The organism is Caulobacter sp. GW822-FHT01G02 (assembly GCF_058802865.1).
In genome coordinates this window covers 330205-354929 of sequence record NZ_JBXAON010000005.1, presented here as the reverse complement: position 1 = coordinate 354929, position 24725 = coordinate 330205, and the positions used below count along the sequence as shown (strand labels likewise).

Sequence of the window (24725 nt, the reverse complement as noted above, 5' to 3'; positions counted from 1 at the left end):
GTGCCGGCCAGGGCTGTTTGAGGGCACTGTAGGGCGGTTGGCTTGCAGGAACCTGTCGTCATCAAATCGGCTGACGACGACGTCGCGCTGGCCCTACTATCGCGTCAGGGGGCGACAGAATCCCCCTGGGGGAGACAGCGCGGCCGTGGCCTTGTCGAACGTGATCGGCCTTCGCCTGTTCGGGCCGGAGGCCCGCCAGTCGGTCTTCGATCGTCTTCGCGTGATGCTGGCCGGCGTGTTTCTGATCGGCGGAGCCCTGGCGCTGGTCGCCGCCTTCCTGTTCTCCCGCACCGCCGCCAACGAGGCCTATGACCGCCTGCTGATCAGCGCGGCCCTGCAGATGGCCGAGACGGTGGCCGTCGGCGAAACCGGCGTCACCGCCAACCCGCCCGATGCGGCCTTCGAGACCCTGGCTCAGGCCAAGAACGACCGTGTGTTCTACGTCGTGCGCGATCCGCGCGGCCGGGTCATCACCGGTACGCCGAACCTGCCTGGGCTGGCGACCTCGTCGGAACTGAATCGCCCGCGGATCGGCGACGACGAGGTTGGCGGCGCGCCGGTGCGGACAGCAACCGTGGGGCGCTACGTGACCACGCCCGCCGGCGGCGGCTGGGCCAGCGTCGTCGTCGCTCAGACCCACCTGGCGCGGAACACCTTGGTCTGGTCGCTGATGCTGAAGATCGCGGCCCTGGTCATCTTCGTCAGCGCCCTGGGCTTCTTCGCCGCCCTGGCCGCCGCGCGGCGCGCGCTGCTCCCCCTGTCACGCATCGAACAGGCCCTAGCGGCGCGGGAAGCCAACGACGTGACGCCGCTGGAGGTGGAAAGTCCGCGCGAAACCCAGGCCCTGGTCGACGCCATCAATCTGGTCATGGCCCGGTTCGACGATCGGATGTCGCGTCTGCAGACCTTCGTCGGCATCGCCGCCCACCAACTGCGAACGCCGATCGCCGCCTTGATGGCCCAGGTCGAGCTGCTGGACGGCGATCGCGCGGCCGCCGCTCGCCACGCCAGGATCGAGCGGCTTCGCGAGCGCCTGATCGAACTGGGACGCCTGACCAACCAGCTCCTGGGCCACGCCATGGTCATCTACCGGGCGGGCACCATCACGCCAACGGTCGTCGACTTGTCGGACATCGCCCGCAAGGCTTTGAACGACGGCGTTCCCCGCGCCTTGGACCGCAATCTGACCCTGGCCTTCGACGCGCCGGATCCGGTCATGATCCTGGGCGACGAGGTCACCCTGCGCGAAGGCCTGACCAACTTGGTCAACAACGCCGCCCTGCATGGCGCCCGCGCGCGGCTGGAAGTCGGCGTCACCCACGAGAACGGCGAGGCCGTGGTCTGGATCTTCGACGACGGTCCCGGCATCGGGCCAGACGACTGGGCCGCGGCGCTCAAGCCCTTCACCAGTCCGCGCGGCGCGCGCGCCGGCGCCGGCCTTGGCTTGGCCATCGCCCAGGAGATCGCCGTCGCGCACGGCGGCCAGCTCGAACCCCGGCGCGGCCCGGACGGCTTCGAGATCCGCATGCGCCTGCCCGCCGTGGAGGCTCCATGAAGCGCGCCCTGCCCTGGCTGTTCGGCCTTGTCGTGCTGGTCATCGGCTGCGTCCTGGTCTGGCGGCGCCCCGAACCGCTGCAGCCGCCCTATCCGCGCCCCAGCGTCGGGGCGCAGACGCTGTTTCCGGCCCGCGATCTCGGCGCACGGTTGCTGACCATCGAGGGCGCGACGGACGTCAGCTTCATGCGCCCGTTCATCGTCGCCTTCCAGGCCACCCACCCGGACGTCTCGATCCAGTATGTCGACATGCTGAGCAGCGAGCTGCTGACCCGGGCCCAGAAGGGTTGCGATCGCGTCCAGGCCCAGCCGGACCTCTATGTCACCATCGCCACCGATCACTTGGTGGCGCTGGCCAATCACGGTTGCGGACGCCCCGCGCCCAAGGCCGTGGCCGCCCTGGCCCCGGCGGCCGCGCAATGGCGGCGCGAAGTGATCGCCTTCAGCCTGGAGCCAGCCGTCTTCGTCTACGACAGCCGCGCCTTCCCCAAGGGCGAGCCGCCGTCGAGCCACTTGGCGCTGGTCGAGTCGCTGCGCGCCGATCCCCTGGCGTGGCGCGGCCGCATCGGCACCTACGATATCGAACAGTCCGGCCCCGGCTACAACTACGCCAGCTTCGACGCCCGCCAGGCGGCGATCTACGGCCGGCTGATCGAGAGCTTCGGCCGCAGCCTGGTGCGGACCTATTGCTGCTCAAACGAGATGGTCGACGCCGTCGGTCGCGGCGAGATCCGCATGGCCTATAATGTCCAGCTCTCCTACGCCTATGCCGGCCAGCGACGCTACGGCCATGTCGGCGTGGTTCTGCCGTCCGACTACCAGGCCATCCAGACCCGCTCGGTGATGATGAGCCGTGACGCCCGCAACCCCGGCGACGCCACGGCCTTCGTCCAGTTGCTGGTCTCGCCGCGCGGTCAGCTCATCGCCCGCGAGCAGGTCCAGCCGCCGCGAGGCGCGATCACCCGTGGCGCGCTGTCCGAAGCCGAGCGCGCCAGCCAGGAGGTGGTCGGCTCCTCTCTGCTGTCGCTGCGCGATCCGGCCAAGCGCGGCGCCTTCATCCGCGAATGGCGCCGGGCGCTCTATCCGCCGCCTGAGGCGCGGACGCCCTAGAGCATTTTCCGACGAAGTGGATACCGGTTCGTCGTCAGAAAATGCGTTAAAACAAGATGCTAGAGCATTTCACCGATCCAATTGGATCGGAAAATGCTCTAGCTGGCGGCGACGATCTGATAGCCAAGGCCGCGATGGGTGCGGATCTCGGCAAGGGAGCCGGCCAGCTTGGGCCGCAATCGGGTGATGATGACCTCGACCGCGTTCTCGGACGGCTCGGCGGCGTAGTCGAAGATCTGGTCCAGGATCTGGGCCTTGCTGAGGATCTTGGCCTGGTTGGCCAGCAGCACCTCCAGCACCGACAGCTCCCGGCGTGTCAGGTTGATCGGCGCGCCCTTCACGGCCGCGATGCGGGCGGCGCGGTCCAGGCTGACGTTCTGGCAGGCCAGCACGTTGGTGCGGTCGCCGCTGCGCCGCCGCAACAGGGACCGCGCCCTGGCCTCCAGCTCGCGGAAGTCGAACGGCTTGACCAGATAGTCGTCGGCGCCGTGATCCAGCACGTCGACGCGGTCGTCGACGGTCGAGCGGGCGGTCACCACCAGCACCGGCGTCCCGCAGCGCCGGGCCCGCAGGTTTCGCAGCACCGTCACCCCGTCCATCTCGGGCAGGTTCAGGTCCAACACCACCAGCTCGTAGGTGGTGTCATGCAGCAGATCGTCGGCGCTGACGCCGTCCTGCGCCCAGTCGACCGCGTGGCCCATCCGCGCGATGCACGCGACGATGCCTTCTCCGAGGTCGGCCGTATCCTCGACGACGAGAACCCGCACGCTTCACTCCCTTTGTCCGGCCCTCGCTTCGTGGGGCCTTTTTATCAAGTCTGCCCAAGTCGCCTGGCGCGCGCCAGGCCTGGGAGACTCAATGCAAGGCAGACGATACTGCGCCAGTCTGACAGCTGGCTGTCAGGTTGGGGCGGCAGAGTGCTCGCCGCCGGGGGACAGGGTCACCACAACGAAGGACCTCGCCCCGGCGCGTCGATTGGGAGGCAGATTTGAAATTGACGAAACACCTGTTGGCCGCCGCATGTCTGGCGGCGCTGGCGCCCGTGACGGCCGGCGCCCAGACCGCATCGACATCGCAGGCGACCGTTCCCAGCCCGCTGGCCCACGCCGCGCCCTATGCCGAGCACGTCAGCACGCCCTCGCGTCGGGCGGCGGTCGAAGCCGGCCGCAAGCGGATCGCGGACTACATGGCCCAGCGCGGCGTGCCGGGCCTGGCCATCGCCGTGTCGATCGACAATGTCTTCGTCTGGTCCGAGGGTTTCGGCCTGGCCGATGTCGAACAGGGCGTGCCTGTCACCCCATCGACCCTCTTCCGCACCGGCAGCGTCGCCAAGCCCATGAGCATGGCGATCGCCGCCCGTCTGCACGACCAGGGCAAGCTCGACTTCGACACGCCCGTGCAGAAGCTGGTCCCGACCTTCCCCGTGAAAAGCAAGCCGATCACCTTCCGGATGCTGGCGGGAATGCTGGGCGGCCTGCGCCACTACCGCCTGGGCAGCGACGACTTCTTCAACGCCGTCAAGTACGACAACCTGCTCGGCTACGTCGATACGTTCAAGGACGAGCCGCTTGCCTTCGAGCCGGGCGCGAAATTCAACTATTCCAGCCTCGGCACCAACCTGCAGGGCGCCATGACCCAGGCCGCCGGCGGCAAGCTCTTCCCGGATCTGGCCCAGGAACTGGTGTTCGAACCGCTGGGCATGGTCCACACCCTGCCTGACCGCAACGAGGAGATCATCCCCTACCGCGTCCGCTACTATGAGCGCACCGGCGGTGAGCACACCTATCGCATCCGCCAATCCTCGTGGGGTGACGGCGGACGCGGCGTGCTGCTGAACGCCCCCTACAGCGACAACAGCAACAAGTTTGCCTCCGGGGGCTATCTGACCACGCCCGAGGATCTGGTCCGCTTCGGTCAGGCTCACCTCGCGCCCGGCTTCCTGAAGGCGGCCACGCTGAAGGAGCTCTTCACCGAACAGAAGACCACCGACGGCAAGGGCACCGGCTACGGGATGAACTGGTTCATCGACAAGACCCCCGCCGGCGACCCGATCTACTGGCATTCCGGCTCGTCGGTCGGCGGCAACTCGATGCTGCTGATCTATCCGAAGCAGAACCTGGTTCTGTCCATGCAGACCAACCTGACGGACTCTAACCTCAAGGGTCTGCCGCGCGAGCTGGCCCAGCTGTTCATGAAGTGAAGTCGACGCGATCGTTCAACGATTGAATGCACAGATCGCCGTCGCGGACGGTGATCGTGGCGGACTGAAGGTGACGATTTGGCTTTGACCCAGACCTCAGTACAGGTGTCCAAATGACCACAGGATATCGCGTTCGCGAAGCAAGGATGTTGCGGATCTATTGCCCGGTCGAACGGCAGACGATCATTGCTCTGGCCGGTGGAGACGCGTCGGCCATGGAGCGGGACCCAACCCTGGCGAAGATGCTGCGGATTCTGCGCGCAGATGGACCTTTAGGCGATTTCGGAATCTACAAATCCGTGGCCGAGATCGTCGCTGGCTGGGAAATCTTCAGACCTGAAACCGGCGCTCAACCTGCATTCGGCGAACCCGGTCAACCAGCAGCTTCTCCGACTGTTATACTGACCACCTACTTCCCCTATGATGCGTCGGCGCATGCTGTAGATCGCTGCCTGGAAGCGATTATGCTTGCCCATCCCTGGGAAACACCTGTTATCGAACTTCGCGATGCGTCGCTGTTGGAACGAAGCTAGTTCAGCGACGGCGCCGAAGAGCATTTCGGGCGCCGCCGCCTTTGGCCCGCAGGTCAGGACAAGCCGAGCGGTCGAACAGGCCGGGTTCAGGTCGATGACGCCCCTGGTTGGGGCAAGATTCCATCAGCAAGAAACCGGTTCACTAAGCTCGACGGATTCCACCCAGCGTGGCTTACGCTCTCATCTGTCGTGGATCATTTCTCACTCTTGGTGAGCCGGTCCAACTCTCTACAGAGGCTTAGACATCGACCTCGGCGTCCAGGGCGTTTTCCTGGATGAACTCGCGGCGCGGCTCGACCAGATCGCCCATCAGACGACTGAACATCTCGTCCGCGTCGTCGGCGTGGTTGACGCGAACCTGCAGCAGGGTGCGGGCCTCGACGTCCAGCGTCGTCTCCCACAGCTGATCCGGGTTCATCTCGCCCAGGCCCTTGTAGCGCTGGATGCTCAGCCCCTTGCGGCCGGCGTCCATCACGGCGGCGACTAGGTCCATCGGCCCCCGGACGGTGGTCGACTTGTCCTTGCGACGGAACACGGCTCGCCCAGAGAAGATCTCAGCCAGAGCCCCGGCCCGCTCGGCCAGGCGTCGGGCGTCGGCGGCCTGCAGCAGGCCATCGTCCAGCACGACGCTCTCGGTGACGCCGCGACGGGTGCGCTTGAAGACATAGGCCGTGTCGCCGCGTTCGCCGGTCCACGGTCCGTCGCCTTCCTCGGCGTAGAGGTCGAGGCGGGTCGCCGCCGCGGCGATGTCGGGGTTGTCGCCCAACAGGCCGGCCAGGGCCGACTGCTCGACGGCGAAGGACGGCGCGCGGGCGGCCAGGCGATCGATATTGCCCTTGGCCTGGCGGCACAGCTGCACCAGGGCCAGCAGGTCCTGGCCGGTGCGGCGCTCGCCCGACGGCAGGTCAAGCTCCGCCCCCTCGACGCCCTCGTCGATCAGGAAGGCGTCCATCTCGCTGTCGTCCTTCAGATAGCGCGAGGACTTGCCCTTGGCGGCTTTATAGAGCGGCGGCTGGGCGATGTAGATGTAGCCGCGCTCGATCAGCTCCGGCATCTGCCGGTAGAAGAAGGTCAGCAGCAGGGTGCGGATGTGGGCGCCGTCCACGTCGGCGTCGGTCATCAGCACGATCTTGTGGTAGCGCACCTTGTCCGGGTTGAAGTCGTCGCGGCCAATGCCGGCGCCCAGGGCCGTGATCAGCGTGCCGATCTGGTCGGATGACAGCATCTTGTCGAACCGCGCGCGCTCGACGTTCAGGATCTTGCCGCGCAGCGGCAGGACGGCCTGGTTGTCGCGGTTACGGGCCTGCTTGGCCGAGCCGCCGGCCGAGTCACCCTCGACGATGAAGATCTCGGACTTGGCCGGGTCGCGCTCGGAACAGTCGGCCAGCTTGCCGGGCAGCGAGGTGATGTCCAGCGCGCTCTTGCGGCGGGTCAGTTCGCGGGCCTTGCGAGCGGCTTCGCGGGCGGCGGCGGCCTCGGCGATCTTGCTGACGATGGCCCGGGCCTCGTTCGGGTGCTCCTCGAACCAGGTCGCCAGACCTTCCTGCACCAGGCCTTCGACGGCCGGGCGCACCTCGGACGAAACCAGCTTGTCCTTGGTCTGCGAGCTGAACTTGGGGTCCGGCACCTTGACCGACAGCACGCAGGTCAGGCCTTCGCGGGCGTCTTCGCCGCCGACGCTGACCTTTTCCTTCTTGGTGATGCCCGAGCTCTCGGCATAGCCGGTGATGATCCGGGTCAGGGCCGCGCGGAAGGCCGACAAGTGCGTGCCGCCATCCCGCTGCGGGATGTTGTTGGTGAAGCACAGCATCTGCTCGTGGTAGCTATCGTTCCACCATAGGGCCAGATCGACCTCGACCTTGTCCTTGACGCCGCGCACCACGATCGGGGTCTTCAGCAGCGGGGTCTTGACCTTGTCCAGGTGGCGGACGAAAGCCTCGATGCCGCCGTCATAGTGCAGCTTCTCTTCCCACGGCTCGGCGTCGCGCAGATCACGGAAATAGATCGTCACGCCCGAGTTCAGGAACGCCAGCTCGCGCAGGCGGTGCTCCAGGGTCTTCCGGTCGAATTCAATGAACGCGAAGGTGGACCGCGACGGGAAGAAGGTCACTTCCGTACCCGACAGCAGCTCGCCGGCCTTCGGCCCGTCCTCACGCATCGGCGAGTCGCCCGTGACCTTCAGCGAGGTCACCGCGTCACCGCGCTCGAAGCGCATCTGGTGGGCCTTGCCGCCCCGGTGGATCTTCAGTTCCAGCCAGTCCGACAGGGCGTTGACGACCGAGACGCCGACGCCGTGCAGGCCGCCCGAGACCTTGTAGCTGTTCTGGTCGAACTTACCGCCGGCGTGCAGCTGGGTCATGATGACCTCGGCCGCCGAGACGCCTTCGCCCTCGTGGATGTCGGTGGGGATGCCGCGACCGTCGTCGGTGACCGTCACCGAACCATCGGCGTTGAGGATCACCTGGACCTTCGTCGCGTGACCGGCCAGGGCCTCGTCGATGGCGTTGTCGACCACCTCATAGACCATGTGGTGCAGGCCCGAGCCGTCGTCGGTGTCGCCGATGTACATGCCGGGGCGCTTGCGGACGGCGTCCAGGCCCTTCAGCACCTTGATCGAGTCCGCGCCGTACTGGGCGGCGGCTTCCTCGGTGGTCATTTCGTGGGCCGGCGCTTCGGGAACTTGGTCTTCGGTGTTCTCGGTCATTCGTCTTCCAGGATGGTCAGGCCGGCGTCGCACACGCGAACACCTAGCGCCCGACCCTTGAGATGGTCGAACAGCGACTCGTCCGTGCCGGTGAGGAAGGCCTGGAGCTTGAGCGCCGTGAGTTCGTCGGCCAAGGCGGCCCGACGGGTAAGGTCGAGATGCGCGGCGACTTCGTCGAGCAATATTACAGGATTCGGCGCGGATTCCGCACGCGAAAGTCGCGCCGCCTGGGCCAAAACCAGGTTCAAAATCAGGGCTTTTTGCTCGCCCGTGGAGCATTCCGCCGCCGGACGGTCCTTGTCGACGTGGAAGATGGCAAGATCGCCGCGATGGGGGCCGGTCAGGGCCCGCCCGGCCGCCCCGTCTCGCGCGCGCGCGACGGCCAGGGCGGCGGCCAGACGCTCTTCGATCTCCGCGAACGGAACCTCGTCCAGCGCCATCTTCTCCCACTCGCCGGTCAGGGTCAGGCGGGCCTGCGGGAAGGGGCGGTCGCCGCGTCCGTCGATCTCGTTCTGCAGGGCCAGCAGCGTGCGGGCGCGGGCCTGGGACAGCAGAGCGCCGGACTCCGCCAGCCGGGCCTCCAGGGCGTTCAACCAGGTCGCATCCGGCGCGCGCCCGGCCTCGGCCGCGTCGGTCAGCAGGCGCATGCGCTCGCGCTGGGCTTTGTCATAAGCGTTGGCGTTGGCCGCGTGTCCGGGCTCGCCGGCGAAGACCAGGCGGTCGAAGAACCGGCGGCGCTCGGACGCGGCCTCCAGAAACAGGCGGTCCTGGGCCGGCGTCAGCCAGATCGGCCGGACGTGGTCGGCCAGGCGGCCCGGCGAGACAGTCTCGCCCTCGATGCGAACGGTGCGGCGGGCGGCCCCGCCCTGCTCGACGCCGGTGCCGATGCGGAGGGGGGCGTCCTCACCGGACTCGACCTCGGCGGCCACGGCCCAGGCCCGGCCGACCGCTTCACCGGGCAACCGACGGCCGACCTCGGCCATGCTGGACCCACGCAGACCCTTGCCGGGGGTCAGCAGGCTGATCGCTTCGAGAAGATTGGTCTTGCCCGCCCCGTTGGCCCCGAACAGATAGACGCTGCGCCCCTCGGTCTCGAGGCGCGCGCGCGCGTACGAGCGGAAATCCGTCAGGGTCAGGGAAAGCAGTGCGGCCGACGCCATGAGCGCCTAATAGCATTTCGGGAGCGATGCGCAGCCCAGCACTTCAGGCGAAGCTGCCGCGTCGCCCCAGCGCAAGGTGAGCCAGGGTGTGAACCTCGCCCCAGGCCAAGTGCAGGACATGCCGCCCGGAGACGAGCAGCAGGGTCCAGATGCCCACGCTCAGCGCGACCGCACCAACGCGCTCCCAGGCGATACGCATGCTCATCTCCACGTCGAATTGGACGTGGGTTGCGCCCCGATAGAGACCGAAAGCGGTCCTAACCGGGGCGAAACTTGGCCGCGAAACCTAACCCAGCTTGTAGCCGCAGAGCTTGTTGCCATCCAGATCGCGGAAATAGGCGAAATAGGCCTTCGGCATCCGCGCGCCCGGCTGGCCCTCGTCCTTGCCGCCCAGTTCCAGGGCCTTGGCGTGGAAGGCGTCGACCTCCTCGACCGTGTCGAAGGCGAAGCCGCCCATCATGCCGTTGCCGACGCAGGCCGGATTGCCGTCATACGGGCCCAGCACCCCGAACATGCAGCCGTCGCCGCGATAGAGACGGCCGCCCGACGGGTGCTCGAACAGCGGTTTCATGCCGATCGAGCCCAGCAGGCCGTCATAAAAGGCCTTGGCCTTCTCCAGGTCGTTCGAACCGACCGTCACGTAGTTCAGCTTGGCCATGGGCCACCTCCCGTTTTCTTACGAAACGGACCTTAGCGCGCTTATGAGCGTTCGCAACATGACCCTCGCGTCAGGGTGGGCGTGAAGACCCGCCGCTTAACGCCTCCGCGGCGTCCCAGACAGCAGAACGGGCGCCCGAAGCGCCCGTCCTTTGTTCTTCAAGACTCTGTCGCGGGATCAGACTCGCAGCGGCATCAGCACGTACTTCACGCCCGGATCGACCGGATCGACCACCAGGGTCGGGCTGGCCGGGTCGGCGAAGCGGAACTCGGCCTGCGGGCCGGCGATCTGGCCGCATACGTCCAGCAGGTAGCGGGCGTTGAAGCCGATCTCGAAGGGCTCGCCGTCGTAGTCGACCTCGACCTCTTCCACGGCCTGGCCGGCTTCCATGTTGCGCACGGTCAGGGTGATGCGGCCCGGCTCGATGGCCAGCTTCACCGAGCGGCTCTTCTCGGCCGAGATGGTGGCCACGCGGTCGACGGCCTTGGCGAACAGATCGTTGTCCAGGGTCAGGATCTTGGCGTTGTCGCGCGGAATGACGCGCAGATAGTCCGGGAACGCGCCGTCGATGACCTTGGAGGTCAGGGCGGCCTGGCCGAACTCGAAGCGGACCTTCTGGGGCGAGACCTGCAGGTCGACCGTCTCGCCGGCCGATTCCATCAGGCGGCGGGCCTCGGCGATGGTCTTGCGCGGCACGATCACGCCCGGCAGGCCGGCCGCGCCCTCGGGGGCCGGCATCTCGGCCAGGGCCAGGCGGTGACCGTCGGTGGCCACGGCGCGCAGCTTGGTCTCGCCGCCCTCGTTGACCGTGTGGACGTAGAGGCCGTTCAGGTAATAGCGGGTCTCTTCGGTCGAGATCGCGAAGCGGGTCTTGTCGATCAGGCGGATCAGCTCGTTGGTGTCGACCGCGATCCGACTGGAGAGGCCGTCGCTGCTCATCACCGGGAAGTCGCCGGCCGGCAGCACCGGCAGGTTGAAGCGCGAGCGGCCGGCCTGGATCACCAGGCGCGGATCATCGCCGCTGAAGCTCAGCGAGACGTCGGCGCCGTCGGGCAGCTTGCGGACGATTTCATAGAGGGTGTGGGCCGGCGCGGTGATCTGGCCGGGCACGTCGATCTGGGCGAAGCCCTCGTCGATGATCTCCATGTCCAGGTCGGTGGCCGAGAAGGACAGGCGGTCGCCTTCGGCCGACAGCAGGATATTCGACAGGATCGGGATGGTGTTGCGGCGCTCGACGACGCTCTGCACGTGACCCAGCGCCTTCAGGAGCGCCGCCCGTTCGATTGTAAGCTTCATAGTCCGGTCCAGATCGTGCGGGCGGAATGCAAGGAATCGCCCGCTACCCCCGTTGAGAATGGACCGCCGACATTATCGCAAAGCGCGCAGGGGGAAAGGGGGCGCGCCCGTCATTCGCGCGCCCCGGAGTCCGAAAAACGAAGCTTTCCGCCTCGTCAGGCTTTTTGATCGAACGAACCGCCCGCGTTGTCGCCGTCCGCGCCGGCGCCGGCATACGGATTGGCGGCCGACGACTCGTTGGTGGAAGGTCCGGTCGAGCCCTTGGCCGCCACGGCGACCATGGCCGGACGCACCAGGCGCCCCATCAGCTCGTAGCCGGCCTGCAGGACGGTGATCACGCCGCCGGCGGCGACGTCGGTCGCCGGCTGCTCCATCACCGCCTGGTGCAGGTGCGGGTCGAACTTCTCGCCCTTGGCGGGCGCGATCTGCTTGAGGCCATTGCGTTCGAAGGCGGCTTGCAGCTCCTTCTCGGTCATCTCGACGCCAATGATGAAGTTCTTCACCGCCGCGTCGGTCGAGTCCTTGGGGCTGTGGGCCGTGGCGCGCGACAGGTTGTCGGCGACGCCCAGCAGGTCGCGGCCGAACTTCTGGATCGCGTAGGCGCGGGCGTCGTTCATCTCGCGCTCGGCGCGGCGCTTGGTGTTCTCGGCCTCGGCGGCGTAGCGCAGGGCCTGCTCCTTCAGAGCAGCCACTTCCAGCTTCAGCGCCTCGATCTCCTGCGACGCGTCGTCAGCTTCGAAGGCGACGTCTTCAGCCGGCGTTTGCTCGTCGGTCATATCCTACAGTCCTTATCCATCCATCATCCGCCCGAGCACCCGGGCGGTATAGTCCACCAACGGAATGACACGGGCGTAGTTCAAGCGGGCGGGCCCGATCACGCCGATCGCGCCCAGCACCTTCTGCCGGCCCGTCATATAGGGCGCCGCGATCACCGAGGAACCCGAAAGCGAAAACAGGCGCGTCTCCGCTCCGATATAGATGCGCACGCCCTCGGCGTCACGAACGTCATCCAGCAGGCCGATCAGCTGGCCCTTCTGCTCCAGGTCGTCGAACAGCTGGCGCACGCGGTCGATGTCCTCGCGCGCCCGGGCGTCGACCAGCAGGTTCCCCTGCCCCCGCACGATCAGCGAGCGGGCGTCGCCCTCGCCGCCGCTCCAGGCCGCCAGGCCGTCCTCGACCAGGCGCGCGGCGGTCTCGTCCAGCTGGCGGCGGGCGATGTCCAGTTCGCCGCCCATCTCGCTCCGCGCCTCCGACAGCGTGCGGCCGCGCAGGCGGGCGTTGAGGAAGTTGCTGGCCTCCTGCAGCGCCGAGGGCGTCACGCCGGGAGCCTGGCGCATCAGCCGGTTCTCGACCTGGCCGTCCTCGAACACCATGACCGCCAGCACCTGGCCGCCGCCGAGCGGCACGAACTCCACATGCTTGACCCCGCCCTCGCGGACGGGCGTGACGACGATGCCGGCCCCGCCGGCCAGGCCGGAAAGAATGGACGAGGCCTCGCCCAGGGCTTCCTCGAACGAGCGGCCCTTCACGGCCAGCCGCGCCTCGATGGCGCGCTTTTCCCCTTCGCCGATGTCGCCGACTTCCAGGAAGCCGTCGACGAACATGCGCAGGCCCGCGTGGGTCGGCATCCGGCCGGCGCTGGTGTGGGGAGCGTCCAGCAGGCCCAGCTGCGCCAGATCCTGCATGGTGTTGCGGATCGAGGCCGGCGACAAGGCCAGGCCGCCCTTGGAAATAGTCCGCGACCCGACCGGCTCGCCGGTCTCCAGATACGACTCCACGACCCGGCGGAAGATGTCGCGGGCGCGGCTGTCCATCTCGCCAAGGCCTGGCGCGGGGACGATCGGACCAGGGAACAGATGAGTCATGCTCTAAAAGGCCATGAAGGGCGTGTCGTTTGGGACCCGGTCAGCGGACAAAAGCGGTCGGCCTCTTTCAACTACGGCTATCAATAGGATAAGCGGCCCCTCACACACATTCAAATATCCCTGAGATCAGGAGTTTCCTCATGCGTCCGTCCGAACGCGCCCCCGACCAGTTGCGCGCCGTCACGCTGGAAACCGGCGTCAACCGCTACGCCGAGGGCTCCTGCCTGATCAGCTTCGGCCACACCAAGGTGCTGGTCACCGCCACGGTCGAGGAGAGCGTTCCCGGCTGGATGCGCAACAAGGGCGCCGGCTGGGTCACGGCCGAGTACGGCATGCTGCCGCGCGCGACCCACACCCGCGGCCGTCGCGAGGCCGCCGTCGGCAAGCAGACCGGCCGCACCCAGGAAATCCAGCGCCTGATCGGCCGTTCCCTGCGCGCCGTCGTCGACCTCAAGGCCTTGGGCGAGCGCCAGATCAGCCTGGACTGCGACGTCATCCAGGCCGACGGCGGCACCCGCACCGCCGCCATCACGGGCGCCTGGGTCGCCCTTCGCCTGGCGGTCAACTACCTGCTGGAAGAGGGCGTGCTGAAGACCGACCCGATCCAGGGCCAGGTGGCGGCCGTCTCGTGCGGCGTCTTCAAGGACACCCCGGTCCTGGACCTCGACTACGAAGAAGACTCGAGCGCCGAGGCCGACAGCAACTTCGTCCTGACCGACGTGGGCGACATCGTCGAGATCCAGGCCACCGGCGAAAAGCGCGGCTTCACCAAGTCCGAGTTCCAGAGCCTGTTCGGCCTGGCCGAGAAGGGCGTCAACGAGCTGTTCGTGATGCAACGCGCGGCGATCGGAGCCTAGGAGCTTCCATCTCCAACTCGCGAGAAGAACGTGGTGGCCGCGCCATCACGTTCGGGTCGCACTTGCCGGAACGGGGTAACGGTCCCAGATTCCTATCTTAAGGATTTCAGGAGTTTCGCGTGACCACCCCGTTCGAAGGCCATGAAGTCGAAGCCCGCCTGCGCCCGTCGGCGGAGGCCTATCGCTTCGACCTCGACCAGGCGCTGTCCTCCATGGTGGCGCTGGAAGCCACCGTGCCCCCCGACGCCTATACGGCCGGGATTCTGGGGACCGAGCGCGTCGGCAACGGCGTTGTCATCGGCCCCGGCGGCCTCGTGCTGACCATGGCCTATCTGATCACCGAGGCCGAGGAGGTTGTGCTCACGCGCAACGACGGCCGCCGCGTGCCGGCCCACGTGCTGGGCCTGGATGTCCGCTCGGGCCTGGGCCTCGTCCAGGCGCTGGAACCGCTGGACCTGCCGGTCATGACCATCGGCAGCGCCAAGGACCTGGACACCGGCGCGCCGATCATCGCCGCCGGGGCCGGCGGTCGCGCCCACGCCGTGGCCGGCAAGGTGCTGGCCCGCATGCCGTTCGCCGGCTACTGGGAATACCTGCTGGACGACGCCATCATCACCGGCCCGGCCCACCCGCACTGGAGCGGCGCGGCCCTGATCGGCCCCAAGGGCGACCTCGTCGGCCTCGGCTCCCTGACCCTGGAAGGCCGCGACAATGAAGGTCTGGCCCGTCCGATCAACATGTTCGTGCCGGCCGAGCTGCTGCCGCCCATCCTGGACGAACTGGCGCGCGGCCGCAGCCCGCACCCGCCCCGGCCGTGGCTGGGCGTCTTCGCCCAGGAGATGGACCATCACGTCGTCATCGTCGGCATCTCACCCAAGGGCCCGGCCGCCCGCGCCGAGCTGAGAGCCGGCGATCTGATCCTCGCCGTCGACGGCATGCCGGTCTCGACCCTGGCCGAATTCTACGAGACGATGTGGAGCCTCGGCGACGCCGGCGTCGGCGTGCCGCTGAAGATCCTGCGCGAGGGCGACGCCTTCGAGGTCGAGATCCGCTCGATGGACCGCGCCAGCCTGCTGAAAAAGCGGCGGCTGAATTGACGCCTTCGCCAAATGATAGCGGCCGCCCAATGAAAGGCCCATGGGACCAACCCGACGCGCCGCCGGCGGCGGTCAGGTCAGGGCCGCCAGGGATCCCGCGTCATCGGCTCTGGCTGTGGCTGGGGGTGCTGGCCGCCATCGGCGCCTTGGCGTTCGCGCTCTGGCGCGCCTTTCCCGAAGCGATGCGGACCGGCGACGACAAGGCCGACCTCGTCTACCAGATCGGCTTGGTGGTGCTGGTCTCGACGGCGCTGCTGCGCGGCCTGCAGGGCTCGATCAGCCAGCACCTGAAATATGTCGCGATCTGGAGCGGTATCATCGCGGTCCTGGCGTTGGGCTACGCCTACCGCGCCGAGCTGGCCGACGTCCCGCAACGGCTCAAGCTGGCCTTCAATGTCGGCACGCCCGTGGCGGTCGGCGAGCGCACCCTGATGGTTCCGCAAGGCGAAGGCGGCCACTACGTCGTCGACGGCCTGGTCAACGGCCAGCGCGTGCGCTTCATGGTCGACACCGGCGCGACCGAGACCGTGCTCAGCCCCGACGACGCCCGCCGCCTCGGGATCGCCGTCGACACGTTGAACTACGGCTACGAGACCGAGACCGCCAACGGCAAGGGCTACAGCGCCGCCTACGACGCCACGAGCCTCGAGATCGGCTCGATCAAGCTCGAGGGCTTCCGGGTGATGGTCAACAAGGCGCCGATGAACGGCTCGCTGCTGGGGATGAGCTTCCTCAAGCGTCTGGACGCCTTCGAATTCCGCGACCGCCAGATGATCCTGAAGTGGCGCGAGGACGAGAAAGGACGCGCCTACTAGGCGCGCCCCTCCCGGCAAGCCCGCGCCTAGCGCGGCTGCGGCGGCGCGACCCAGCCGTCGGCGTTGTCGATATAGGCTTTTCGGCTGGCCTTGTCGTAGAGGCAGAGCTTGGCGTTGTTGGAGCCGCGCGAACGGTCGGAGACCAGCACCGCGACCTTACCGACGCGGTCGTCGAAGCCGATGATCGGCGAAGGCCGGGCGTTGCGGTAGCCCGAGGCGGCGACGCAGCTGCGGGTGACACGCTGATTGAACTCGGCCCAGGCGCCCGGACTGGAGGCTTGGGCGGAGACGGCGGACGCTAGGGCGCCGACGGCGAAGACAGAAGCGAAGATTACGCGAGTCACGGTCAATTCGATTTTCCCAGGATGTCGAGGCGCCCCCGCCTCACCCCTGAAACGTCCTGCCCCGTCGGTGGTTTCCTCGGGCGCGCGAACTAGTCGTCTTCGTCGTCGTCATGCCCGCCGGCCGGGCCGTATTCGAAGGTCAGCAGGTCGCCGGGCTGGCATTGCAACTCCCGGCACAGGGCGTCCAGGGTCGAGAATCGGACGGCGCGGGCCTTGCCGGTCTTGAGGATCGACAGGTTGGCGATCGTCACCCCCACCCGGTCGGAGAGCTCCGTCAGCGACATTCGGCGGTCGAGCAGCACGCGGTCGAGGTTCACGCGGACAGGCATGCTTGGATCGCTCCGGTTCAGATCGTGAGTTCGGCTTCGCGACGAAGGCGGGCGCCCTCGCGGAAAACCTCGGCCAGGACGAAGACGACCAGCACCGAGAACCAGGCGGTCAGGGTGAAGCTGTCGTCGATGACCTTGGCCTTGGGGGCCAGCCAGCGGGCCATGCCCGAGAAGACGTAGCGCCCAACCTCGAGGCCCGCCAGAACGAGGCCGATCAGGCGCAGGCGCACCACGTTGTCGGGATGGAAGGGATCGCCGGCGGTCAGGGTGGCGAAGATCTTGCGCAGGCGCTCGACGATGACCATCCAGCCGCCCAGCAGCAGCGCCCAGGCGGCCAGGGCGCCGGCGAACAGCGGCCCGTCGCGGCTGACCGCCTCGACGGCGTCGCTGATCGGCAACATCGAGGCCAGAAGTTCTGGATTGAAGCTGAACAGCAGGGCGACCAGCGTGAACAGCGACAGAAGGCTCACGAAGATCCACAGCCCGACATAGATCACGTCGAGGATGATCTTCAGAAAACTCGATACGGAGCCTGGGCCCAAGGCGCGCATGGCTGCTTCCCCCCGACAGCGACGCTAAGCAAATTGCCCCGCGTCGCGGCGGGCGTCAAAAAACCCAGTCTCGGCTCTGGAAACCCTTACCCGCCTAGAGAGTCTGCACCACGAAGGCCACGGCCGACACCGGCACGGCCACGATGAGCGCGGCGGTGATGACGGTCATGAGAACCTTGTCGGCGATGCGGAACAGGCGGGCGGCGGACATCGTGTTTCCAGTTTGAGAGACGTGGACGGGGTCGAGCCATTCGGCCTCTATCCACAGGTCAACAGATAGAGCGCGTTTCCGGTTCCGCCAATGTTGTTTATCGAGAAACGATATTAAACTCTGGTAATGATGCACGGTCGCGCGGAACAGTTGCCGTAAGGTCACAGTGGTGTCGACGGCGGTCTCCAAGCCAGGGTAAGGAAGCGCGTTGCCGTGCTTAGGAGATGTCGGATGGCGCTGAAGCTTGAATCGGGCGCGAAGCTTGTGCTGGCCACCCACAATCCCGGCAAGGCGCCCGAGATCGCCGCCCTGCTGGACGGCCGCTTCGAGATCGTCACCGCCGGCCAGCTGGGCCTGCCCGAGCCGGAGGAAACAGAAGGTAGTTTTGTCGGCAACGCCCTGCTGAAGGCGCGTCACGCGGCCGACCGCTCGGGCTTGCCGGCCATGGCCGACGACAGCGGCCTGTCGGTCAAGGCGCTGGACGGCGCGCCGGGGATCTTTTCGGCCCGCTGGGCAGGACCCTCCAAGGATTTCGTCGCGGCCATGAAAAACGTCGAGACGCGGCTGGAGGAGACGGGTTCCGACGACCGCTCGGCCTGGTTCACCTCGGCCCTGGCGGTGGCCTGGCCGAACGGCCCGGCCGTGGTGGTCGAGGGCCGCGTCGACGGAATCCTGGTGTTCCCCGGCCGTGGGGCGCGCGGCTTCGGCTACGACCCGATCTTCCTGCCGGAGGGCGAAAGCCTGACCTTCGGCGAGATGGAGCCGGCCGCCAAGGACGCCATTAGCCACCGCGCCCGCGCCTTCGCTAAGCTGAAGGCGGCGCTGATTGACTGATCCTTCCAGGGCCCCGCTGGGCGTCTATGCCCACTGGCCGTACTGCGCGCGCATCTGCCCCTATTGCGACTTCAACGTCGTGCGCGACCGGGGCAAGACCGACGAGCAGGCGGCGCTGGCCGACGCCATCGTGGCCGACCTGGAGGCCCAGCGCGCCCTGACCGGCGAGCGAACCTTGCTCTCGATCTTCTTCGGCGGCGGCACGCCCTCGCTGATGGATCCGGGGGAGGTCGCCCGGGTGATCGACACCGCCAGGCGCCTGTGGTCGCCGGCCGACGACCTGGAGATCAGCCTCGAGGCCAATCCCACCGACGCCGAAGCCGATCGGTTCAAAGCCCTGGCCGACGCCGGGATCCAGCGCCTGTCGCTCGGCGTCCAGGCGCTGGACGATGAATCCCTGAGGGCCCTGGGTCGCAACCACGACGCCGGCGCGGCGCGGCGGGCGATCACGGCGGCGACCAAGGCCTTCCCCCGCCTGTCGATCGACTTGATCTACGCCCGTCCCGGCCAGACCGACGCGGCCTGGCGCGCCGAGCTTTCCGAGGCCATCGCCCTGGGCCCCGAGCACGTCTCGCCCTACCAGCTGACCATCGAAGCGGGCACCGCCTTCGACCGCGCCGTCGGCCGCGGAACCCTGGTCGTCCCCGACGAGGACCTGGCCGCCACCCTGTTCGAGACCACGCAGGAGATCCTGGAGGCCGCCGGCTTCGACGCCTACGAGGTCTCCAACCACGCCCGGGGCGAGGCGGCGCGATCGCGGCACAACCTCGTCTACTGGCGCGGCGTCGACTATGTCGGGGTCGGGCCGGGCGCGCATGGCCGCCTCGCCTTGCCCGAAGGCCGCGCGGCGACCGTCGCCCACCGCGCCATCAAGGACTACATCGCCGCCGTGACCGAGACCGGCGTCGGCTTGGAGCGCGAGATGCTCACCCCCAAGGAAGCGGCCGAGGAGCGCCTGGTCCTGGGCCTGCGCATCGACGATGGCGTCAGCTTCGACGAGATGACCCCGCTGGGCCTGACTCCTGACCTGCCCAAGGTCCGCGATCTCGTCGAGGCCGGCCTGCTGGGCGACGATCGCAACCGATTGCGCGCCACCCGCGCCGGTCGCCTGGTGCTGGACCGGCTGACAGGCGCGCTCGCGACCTGATATGCCTGTTTCGGCTAACTCAAGGACACCCGCACGTTGAGCCGTCAGCTTCCCCCGCCAGCCCTGTCCGACGCGCCCCTGGCGCCCGGCCTCTATCTGGTGGCGACGCCGATCGGCAACCTGCGCGACATCACCCTGCGGGCCCTGGACGTGCTGGCCGCCTGCGACGTGTTGCTGGCCGAGGACACCCGCGTCACCGGCAAGCTGCTGGCGGCCTATGCCATCAAGACCAAGCTGGAGCGCCACGACGAACACGTGGCCGAACGCGCCATTCCCGGCGTCCTGCAGCGGCTGGAGGCCGGCGAGCGCGTCGCCCTGGTCTCCGACGCCGGCACCCCGATGGTCTCCGACCCCGGCCATCGCCTGGCCAAGGCGGCGATCGCCGCCGGCCATCCAGTGATCCCGATCCCCGGAGCCTCGGCGGTCCTGGCGGCCCTGACCCTGGCCGGCCTGCCGACCGACCGCTTCCTGTTCGCCGGCTTTCCGCCGCCCAAGAGCGCCGCGCGGCGGACCTTCTTCGAGGAATTCGCCAACACCCGCGCCACCTTGATCTTCTACGAAGGCGCCTCGCGGGTCGACGACTGCCTGGCCGACATGGCCGCCGTGTTCGGCGGAACGCGGCCGGCGGCGGTGTGCCGCGAACTGACCAAGCTCTATGAGACCTGCATTCGCGGGCCGCTCGCCGAACTGGCCGCGGATCCGCGCTTCGCGGCGCCCAAGGGCGAGATCGTCATCCTGGTCGGTCCCGGAGCCGAGGAACTCGCCACCGCCGACGACGCCGAGGCCGCCCTGCGCGAGGCTATGGCCCGCCTGCCCCTGGGCGAGGCCGCTTCGGAAGTCGCCAAGGCCTTGGGCCTCTCCCGCAAGGATCTCTACCGCCAGGCGCTGGCCTTGAAGGAGCAGACCTGATGGTCCCCGGCGGTCGCCATGCGCATGTTCGCCAGGCCAAAGCTCGGCAGGAGAGAGGCGCCGCGGCCCGCAAGCTGGGCCGTAGGGCCGAGGTGGTCGCGGCCCTGTGGCTGATGGCCAAGGGCTACCGCATCCTGGGCTTCCGCTTGGCCACCCCGCTCGGCGAAATCGACCTGCTGGCGCAACGCGGCAAGGTGCTGGCCGTTGTGGAGGTCAAGCAGAGATCAACGATCGAGGACGCCCTGGACGCCGTGACGCCCACCCAGCGCGACCGCCTGCGCCGCGCCGCCGCCCATGTCAGCGCGCACCGCGTGGCCTTGCGCGATCTCTTCGTGCGCCTGGATCTCATCGCCCTGGCCCCCGGCCGCGCGCCGCGCCACCTTCCCAACGCCTGGGGGGCCGCATGACGCGCGACGAGGCCGAGGCGATCCTGACCAAGGCCGGCGAAGGCCCCGACGAGGGCTTCCCGCTGTTCGAGGCGGCCCTGGCCTGCGCCGTCCATGACGATCCCAGCCGCGACACCCAACCGGCCCTGGACCTGGCCCGCGACGCCGTCGAGCGCTTGCGCCGGCGCGCCGAGGCCGAGTCGCCGGAGGAGGCCGTGGCCGAGACCCTGGCCGGGGATCTCCGCCTGACCGGCGACGTGCTGACCTACGACCATCCCGACAACGCCGACATCATCGCCATCGCCGAGCGCCGCAAGGGCCTGCCCGTGGCGCTCGGCGTCTTCTACCTGCACGCCGCCCGGCAGGTCGGGCTGGAGCTCTACGGCGTCGACTTCCCCGGCCACTTCCTGCTGCGAATCGAGACCGAAGAGGGTCCGCTGGCCCTGGATCCCTTCAGCGAGGGCCGGGTGGTGCTGCCGTCGGAGCTGTCGCGCCGGGCGCTGCGAACGGGCCTGATGCCCGACGTCGCCTCGCGGCTGGAGCTCCTGATGGCGCCGATCTCGGACCGCGCCGTGCTGATCCGCCTGCAGAACAACATCTTCGCCCGCGCCCAGCAGGCCAAGGACTGGGTCCGCGCCGAGCGCTCGGCCCTGCGCCGCGCCCTGCTCAACCCCGCCGACCACCGCCCCTGGCTCGACGTCGCCGCCGCCCGCGAAGGCCAGGGCGCCCTGGCCGGCGCCCTGCAGGCCCTCTCGCGCGCCCAGATCCTGGACGGCGGCGCGGCCATCGCCGCCCGAGCCGCCCGCGAACGGATGCGGCTAAGGCTGAACTAGAACGCGTCCGCCGTTGGACCTGGGCGCGAGAACGCCTAACTAAGCCGTCGCGTCCAAACGCCAGGAAGAACCCCAGGAGCCCCCATGTCGCTGCGAGTCGCCGTCCAGATGGATCCCGTCCTGGGGATCAACATCGAAACCGACACGACCTTCCTGATGATGATGGAAGCCCAGGCTCGGGGCCACAAGCTGTGGTTCTACACGCCCGACAAGCTGTCGCAGGAAGACGGCCGGGTGTTCGCCCGCGCCCAGTCCCTGGAGCTTTCGGCCGTCCACGGCGCGCACGCCAATCTGGGCGAGCTCGTGGTCCTCGACATGAAGGACGACATCGACGTCGTCCTGATGCGCCAGGATCCGCCGTTCGACATGGCCTACATCACGGCCACGCACTTCCTGGAGAAGGTGCACCCCCACACCCTGGTGGTGAACAACCCCGCCGAGGTGCGCAACGCGCCGGAGAAGCTGTTCGTCACCGACTTCCCGGGCGTGCAGCCGCCGACCCTGATCACCTCCGACCACGAGGCGATCTACGACTTCCGCGCCCGGCACGGCGACATCGTGCTGAAGCCCCTCTATGGCGGCGGCGGCTCGGGCGTGGCCCGTCTGTTGGCGGACGATCCCAACCTCGACGCCCTGCTGGAGCTGCACGCCATGATCGGTCGCGAGCAGGTCATCGCCCAGAAGTTCGTGCCGGCCGTCAGCAAGGGCGACAAGCGCGTTCTGCTGGTCGACGGCGAACCCGTCGGGGCCATCAACCGGGTGCCGGCCGACGGCCAGGTGCGCTCGAACCTTCGGGTCGGCGGCCGCGCCGAGGCCGTCGAACTGACCCCGCGCGACCTGGAGCTCTGCCGAATCATCGGCCCCGAGCTGAAGCGCCGTGGACTGATCTTTGTCGGCATCGACGTCATTGGCGAGTACCTCACCGAAATCAACGTCACGTCACCAACTGGCGCCCAACAGCTGAAGCGTTTTACCGGGATCGACGCGGCGTCTGTACTTTGGGACCGCATCGAGGACATTCGCCGAAACGGTGGGTAACTCTGCGGAAACGTGGATGTTTCGCGAAACGTTCGTTTTTCGTTCTTGCTCCATTTCACGCGCTATGCTGTGACTTGTGGATAAATCAAATATCCGCAAGGGGTTGGAATGGCCGCCAGGGTGGTCACCGTCGCGTTCGAGGGCGTCGAGGCCCGACGCGTCGATGTCGAGGTGCAGCTGACGACCGGCGCTCAGGTGTTCGTCATTGTCGGCCTGGCCGACAAGGCCGTCGCCGAGAGCCGTGAGCGGGTGCGCGGAGCCTTCGCGGGCCTTGGCCTGTCCTTGCCCGGCAAGCGCATCGTCGCCAACCTGGCGCCGGCCGACATGCCCAAGGAAGGCACGCACTTCGACCTGCCGATCGCCCTGGCGGTGATGTCCGCCATCGGCGTGATCCCGATGGACGCGCTCGACGGCTGGGCGGCCATGGGCGAGCTCTCGCTGGACGGCCGCATCGTACCGGCGGCGGGAGCCCTGCCGGCGGCGATGGCGGCCGGGGCCATGGACCTGGGCCTGATCTGTCCGGAGGCGTCCGGTCCCGAGGCGGCCTGGGCTGGCGAGACCCGGATTCTGGCGCCACGCTCGCTGGTGGCGCTGATCAATCACTTTCGGGGCAGCCAGATCCTGTCGGCCCCCGCGCCCGGCCCGATCGTCGAGGGCGAGCGGCCCAAGGACCTGCGCGACGTCAAGGGCCAGGAGCACGCCAAGCGGGCCCTGGAGATCGCCGCGGCCGGCGGCCACAATCTGCTGTTCGTCGGTCCGCCCGGCTCGGGCAAGTCGATGCTGGCCCAGCGCCTGCCGGGCCTCCTGCCGCCGCTGAGCTCCAAGGAGCTGCTGGAGACCTCGATGGTCCACTCGGTGGCCGGGCTGATCGCGCGCGGCGCCCTGACCCGCGACCGCCCCTTTCGCGCGCCACATCACAGCGCCAGCATGGCCGCCCTGACCGGCTGTGAACTCTCAAAGATAATGAGAATTATCGAAGAAAATGAGATGTCAAATACGCATACCTTAGCGGGACGCGGGGAACGCAACGCCAATCGCTGACTGTGGCCGCCTTGGGCGTTGCTGTTATCCACCGGCCGGGAATGTCGCTTCAGATCCTGGAGATGTGCGCATCTGGGATCGATGCGGCTTTTCCTCCGGTCGGCATCGCCTAGGGCTTTCCGAAAGCTTAAGACGGAGCATTGACGCCTCTGACAAACCCAGGCGAAACACTCACTATGCCAGCTTCGCCCACCGCAGCACCGGATCAGCCTAAGCAACTGTCGGTAACACAGAATTCGCCATCGGCATCGACTCCTCCGCCGCAAATCGGAGATACGGCACCTAAAGGGGCACCCGAGAGTTTACCCCAAGTGGTTGTTAATATTCCGGCCCCGCCACCGGTACGGAAGGACAGTACTGCGGATATTATCAACGCCTTTGCAGCTCTTGCATGGCCCTTAGTTATTGGCCTAGCCCTCATCCTCTTTCGGCAGGACATTGTGTCGTTAGCAAAGCGCATTCGGCGAGGAAAGGCGTTCGGCGCTGAGGCTGAATTTGACCAGGATCTTGAAGCTCTGAATCGCGAGGTAAAAAAGGCGGTTGAAGAGTCAGAGGCCACAGCACCTGGTGTCGCGGAAAGACAAGGGGCCGAAAGCAGGAGCGTCGAATCTCCCGATACTATTCAGACCAAAGTTCTCGCCGAGACTGTGCGATCACCTCGCCTCGCGTTGATGATGTTGAGTGCGGAGATTGACCGCTTGGCGCGACGTTTGGCAGCTGCGACAGGCCATAGGACGAGATCAACTTTGCGGGAGCAGCTTGATATCTGGGGCGCAACTTTGCCACCGCACATCTCTCTAGCATATAGACTCTTCTCCCGCGTTAGAAACAGCATCGTTCACGGTGTTGATGCGTCCGACAACGAAATTTTGAGCGCGATAGACTCCGGTCTAGCTCTCTATTCTGCGTTGGACTCTGTTCCCTACGAGCGGAACACCGTCCTGCACACCGACGTCGACATCTTCGGTGACGCTGCAGCTACTCAACTGATGGAGGGCAAGGCTGTGATCATTAAGACCGTCTATGACGGTAAAGAGATGACGCGCATTTTCCCCACCACTCAATCGAACCTGCGCCCAGGCATGAACCTTACGTGGGAGTGGAACATGGATCGGGTTTGGGGCGAGGCTTGGTATCGCGACCCTGACACCGGCGAGATCAGAAATGCGTGGAGCGGATCGGCGGAATTTGTCGGCCGAGATTTAAATCAAGTGTAGGCAAGACATTACCCACCCATGGCTTCACTGCTGATC

At 67.5% G+C, this 24725-nt stretch carries 26 protein-coding genes and 1 pseudogene; 15 read left to right on the top strand and 12 right to left on the bottom strand.

The genetic code is table 11. The features are described 5' to 3' along the window. The first annotated feature begins 145 nt into the window (after nucleotides 1-145). Nucleotides 146-1555 carry a sensor histidine kinase gene (locus AC1RNC_RS17055; RefSeq protein WP_492887507.1) on the top strand — a complete coding sequence of 470 codons (1410 nt, stop codon included), beginning with the start codon at nucleotides 146-148 and terminating at the stop codon, nucleotides 1553-1555. Beyond that, the gene (locus AC1RNC_RS17050; protein ID WP_492887506.1) at nucleotides 1552-2664 is read left to right on the top strand and encodes an ABC transporter substrate-binding protein; all 1113 of its coding nucleotides are present in this window, start codon (nucleotides 1552-1554) and stop codon (nucleotides 2662-2664) included. The genes AC1RNC_RS17055 and AC1RNC_RS17050 overlap by 4 nt, the downstream gene beginning before the upstream one ends. Nucleotides 2665-2762: 98 nt before the next feature. Here the strand turns inward: AC1RNC_RS17050 and AC1RNC_RS17045 are convergent, their stop codons facing one another. Beyond that, a complete protein-coding gene (locus AC1RNC_RS17045; protein WP_492887505.1) occupies nucleotides 2763-3431 on the bottom strand; it encodes a response regulator transcription factor in 669 nt (222 codons plus the stop codon). Between the two features lie 221 nt (nucleotides 3432-3652). Between AC1RNC_RS17045 and AC1RNC_RS17040 the strand changes: the two genes are divergently transcribed. Together AC1RNC_RS17040 and AC1RNC_RS17035 are read left to right on the top strand one after the other, a co-directional pair. Then, nucleotides 3653-4864 (top strand): serine hydrolase domain-containing protein, encoded by a 1212-nt coding sequence (locus tag AC1RNC_RS17040; protein ID WP_492887504.1) that lies wholly within the window; start codon nucleotides 3653-3655, stop codon nucleotides 4862-4864. Between the two features lie 146 nt (nucleotides 4865-5010). After that, nucleotides 5011-5397, top strand: coding sequence for a hypothetical protein (locus AC1RNC_RS17035; RefSeq protein ID WP_492837670.1), 387 nt, complete (start codon nucleotides 5011-5013; stop codon nucleotides 5395-5397). A 238-nt stretch (nucleotides 5398-5635) separates the two neighbouring features. Here AC1RNC_RS17035 and gyrB read toward each other — a convergent pair whose 3' ends face one another. From gyrB to hrcA, 7 genes are all read right to left on the bottom strand, one after another. Then, the gene (gyrB, locus tag AC1RNC_RS17030) at nucleotides 5636-8101 is read right to left on the bottom strand and encodes a DNA topoisomerase (ATP-hydrolyzing) subunit B (protein WP_492887503.1); all 2466 of its coding nucleotides are present in this window, start codon (nucleotides 8099-8101) and stop codon (nucleotides 5636-5638) included. Beyond that, nucleotides 8098-9261, bottom strand: a complete 1164-nt coding sequence (gene recF / locus AC1RNC_RS17025) for a DNA replication/repair protein RecF (protein ID WP_492887502.1) — start codon at nucleotides 9259-9261, stop codon at nucleotides 8098-8100. The genes gyrB and recF overlap by 4 nt, the downstream gene beginning before the upstream one ends. Before the next feature lie 43 nt (nucleotides 9262-9304). Next, entirely contained in the window at nucleotides 9305-9466 is a 162-nt protein-coding gene (locus AC1RNC_RS17020) for a hypothetical protein (protein WP_492887501.1), read from the bottom strand. Nucleotides 9467-9547: 81 nt separating this feature from the next. Further along, on the bottom strand, nucleotides 9548-9919 hold the full coding sequence (locus tag AC1RNC_RS17015) for a VOC family protein (RefSeq protein ID WP_492887500.1): 372 nt from the start codon (nucleotides 9917-9919) through the stop codon (nucleotides 9548-9550). Nucleotides 9920-10096: 177 nt separating this feature from the next. After that, nucleotides 10097-11215 (bottom strand): DNA polymerase III subunit beta, encoded by a 1119-nt coding sequence (dnaN, locus tag AC1RNC_RS17010; protein ID WP_492837675.1) that lies wholly within the window; start codon nucleotides 11213-11215, stop codon nucleotides 10097-10099. A 155-nt stretch (nucleotides 11216-11370) separates the two neighbouring features. Next, nucleotides 11371-11991, bottom strand: coding sequence for a nucleotide exchange factor GrpE (grpE, locus tag AC1RNC_RS17005; protein ID WP_492837676.1), 621 nt, complete (start codon nucleotides 11989-11991; stop codon nucleotides 11371-11373). Between the two features lie 12 nt (nucleotides 11992-12003). Then, nucleotides 12004-13080, bottom strand: coding sequence for a heat-inducible transcriptional repressor HrcA (gene hrcA, locus AC1RNC_RS17000; RefSeq protein WP_492887499.1), 1077 nt, complete (start codon nucleotides 13078-13080; stop codon nucleotides 12004-12006). 140 nt (nucleotides 13081-13220) lie between these two features. Between hrcA and rph the strand changes: the two genes are divergently transcribed. The 3 genes from rph (at nucleotide 13221) to AC1RNC_RS16985 (ending at nucleotide 15849) form a co-directional block, all read left to right on the top strand. Further along, nucleotides 13221-13937 carry a ribonuclease PH gene (gene rph / locus AC1RNC_RS16995; protein WP_492887498.1) on the top strand — a complete coding sequence of 239 codons (717 nt, stop codon included), beginning with the start codon at nucleotides 13221-13223 and terminating at the stop codon, nucleotides 13935-13937. 119 nt (nucleotides 13938-14056) lie between these two features. Continuing rightward, on the top strand, nucleotides 14057-15034 hold the full coding sequence (locus tag AC1RNC_RS16990; RefSeq protein ID WP_492887497.1) for a S1C family serine protease: 978 nt from the start codon (nucleotides 14057-14059) through the stop codon (nucleotides 15032-15034). Nucleotides 15035-15063: 29 nt separating this feature from the next. Next, nucleotides 15064-15849, top strand: a complete 786-nt coding sequence (locus AC1RNC_RS16985) for a retropepsin-like aspartic protease family protein (RefSeq protein ID WP_492887496.1) — start codon at nucleotides 15064-15066, stop codon at nucleotides 15847-15849. Between the two features lie 26 nt (nucleotides 15850-15875). Here the strand turns inward: AC1RNC_RS16985 and AC1RNC_RS16980 are convergent, their stop codons facing one another. The 4 genes from AC1RNC_RS16980 to AC1RNC_RS16965 form a co-directional block, all read right to left on the bottom strand. Next, nucleotides 15876-16199 carry a hypothetical protein gene (locus tag AC1RNC_RS16980; RefSeq protein WP_125157210.1) on the bottom strand — a complete coding sequence of 108 codons (324 nt, stop codon included), beginning with the start codon at nucleotides 16197-16199 and terminating at the stop codon, nucleotides 15876-15878. Nucleotides 16200-16282: 83 nt separating this feature from the next. After that, on the bottom strand, nucleotides 16283-16522 hold the full coding sequence (locus AC1RNC_RS16975) for a helix-turn-helix domain-containing protein (protein ID WP_492837681.1): 240 nt from the start codon (nucleotides 16520-16522) through the stop codon (nucleotides 16283-16285). 17 nt (nucleotides 16523-16539) lie between these two features. Then, the gene (locus tag AC1RNC_RS16970) at nucleotides 16540-17073 is read right to left on the bottom strand and encodes a DUF2975 domain-containing protein (RefSeq protein ID WP_324112865.1); all 534 of its coding nucleotides are present in this window, start codon (nucleotides 17071-17073) and stop codon (nucleotides 16540-16542) included. Nucleotides 17074-17167: 94 nt separating this feature from the next. After that, the gene (locus AC1RNC_RS16965) at nucleotides 17168-17284 is read right to left on the bottom strand and encodes a hypothetical protein (protein ID WP_492837682.1); all 117 of its coding nucleotides are present in this window, start codon (nucleotides 17282-17284) and stop codon (nucleotides 17168-17170) included. A 231-nt stretch (nucleotides 17285-17515) separates the two neighbouring features. Between AC1RNC_RS16965 and rdgB the strand changes: the two genes are divergently transcribed. The 8 genes and pseudogenes from rdgB to AC1RNC_RS16925 all read left to right on the top strand — a co-directional run bounded on the left by rdgB (nucleotide 17516) and on the right by AC1RNC_RS16925 (nucleotide 24689). Further along, nucleotides 17516-18118, top strand: coding sequence for an RdgB/HAM1 family non-canonical purine NTP pyrophosphatase (gene rdgB / locus AC1RNC_RS16960; protein WP_492887495.1), 603 nt, complete (start codon nucleotides 17516-17518; stop codon nucleotides 18116-18118). After that, the gene (gene hemW / locus AC1RNC_RS16955; RefSeq protein WP_492887494.1) at nucleotides 18111-19265 is read left to right on the top strand and encodes a radical SAM family heme chaperone HemW; all 1155 of its coding nucleotides are present in this window, start codon (nucleotides 18111-18113) and stop codon (nucleotides 19263-19265) included. Before rdgB ends, hemW begins: the two co-directional genes overlap by 8 nt. Before the next feature lie 36 nt (nucleotides 19266-19301). Beyond that, entirely contained in the window at nucleotides 19302-20174 is an 873-nt protein-coding gene (gene rsmI, locus AC1RNC_RS16950) for a 16S rRNA (cytidine(1402)-2'-O)-methyltransferase (protein ID WP_492887493.1), read from the top strand. Beyond that, nucleotides 20174-20581, top strand: coding sequence for a YraN family protein (locus AC1RNC_RS16945; RefSeq protein ID WP_492887492.1), 408 nt, complete (start codon nucleotides 20174-20176; stop codon nucleotides 20579-20581). The genes rsmI and AC1RNC_RS16945 overlap by 1 nt, the downstream gene beginning before the upstream one ends. Continuing rightward, complete coding sequence (locus AC1RNC_RS16940; protein ID WP_492887491.1) at nucleotides 20578-21393, top strand: SirB1 family protein; 816 nt, start codon at nucleotides 20578-20580, stop codon at nucleotides 21391-21393. Before AC1RNC_RS16945 ends, AC1RNC_RS16940 begins: the two co-directional genes overlap by 4 nt. A gap of 84 nt (nucleotides 21394-21477) precedes the next feature. Further along, on the top strand, nucleotides 21478-22431 hold the full coding sequence (gene gshB, locus AC1RNC_RS16935) for a glutathione synthase (RefSeq protein WP_492887490.1): 954 nt from the start codon (nucleotides 21478-21480) through the stop codon (nucleotides 22429-22431). Between the two features lie 108 nt (nucleotides 22432-22539). Further along, nucleotides 22540-23376 (top strand): annotated as a pseudogene (locus AC1RNC_RS16930) (ATP-binding protein); the annotation flags it as partial. A 272-nt stretch (nucleotides 23377-23648) separates the two neighbouring features. Then, nucleotides 23649-24689 (top strand): hypothetical protein, encoded by a 1041-nt coding sequence (locus tag AC1RNC_RS16925; RefSeq protein ID WP_492887489.1) that lies wholly within the window; start codon nucleotides 23649-23651, stop codon nucleotides 24687-24689. The last annotated feature ends 36 nt before the right edge of the window (nucleotides 24690-24725 follow it).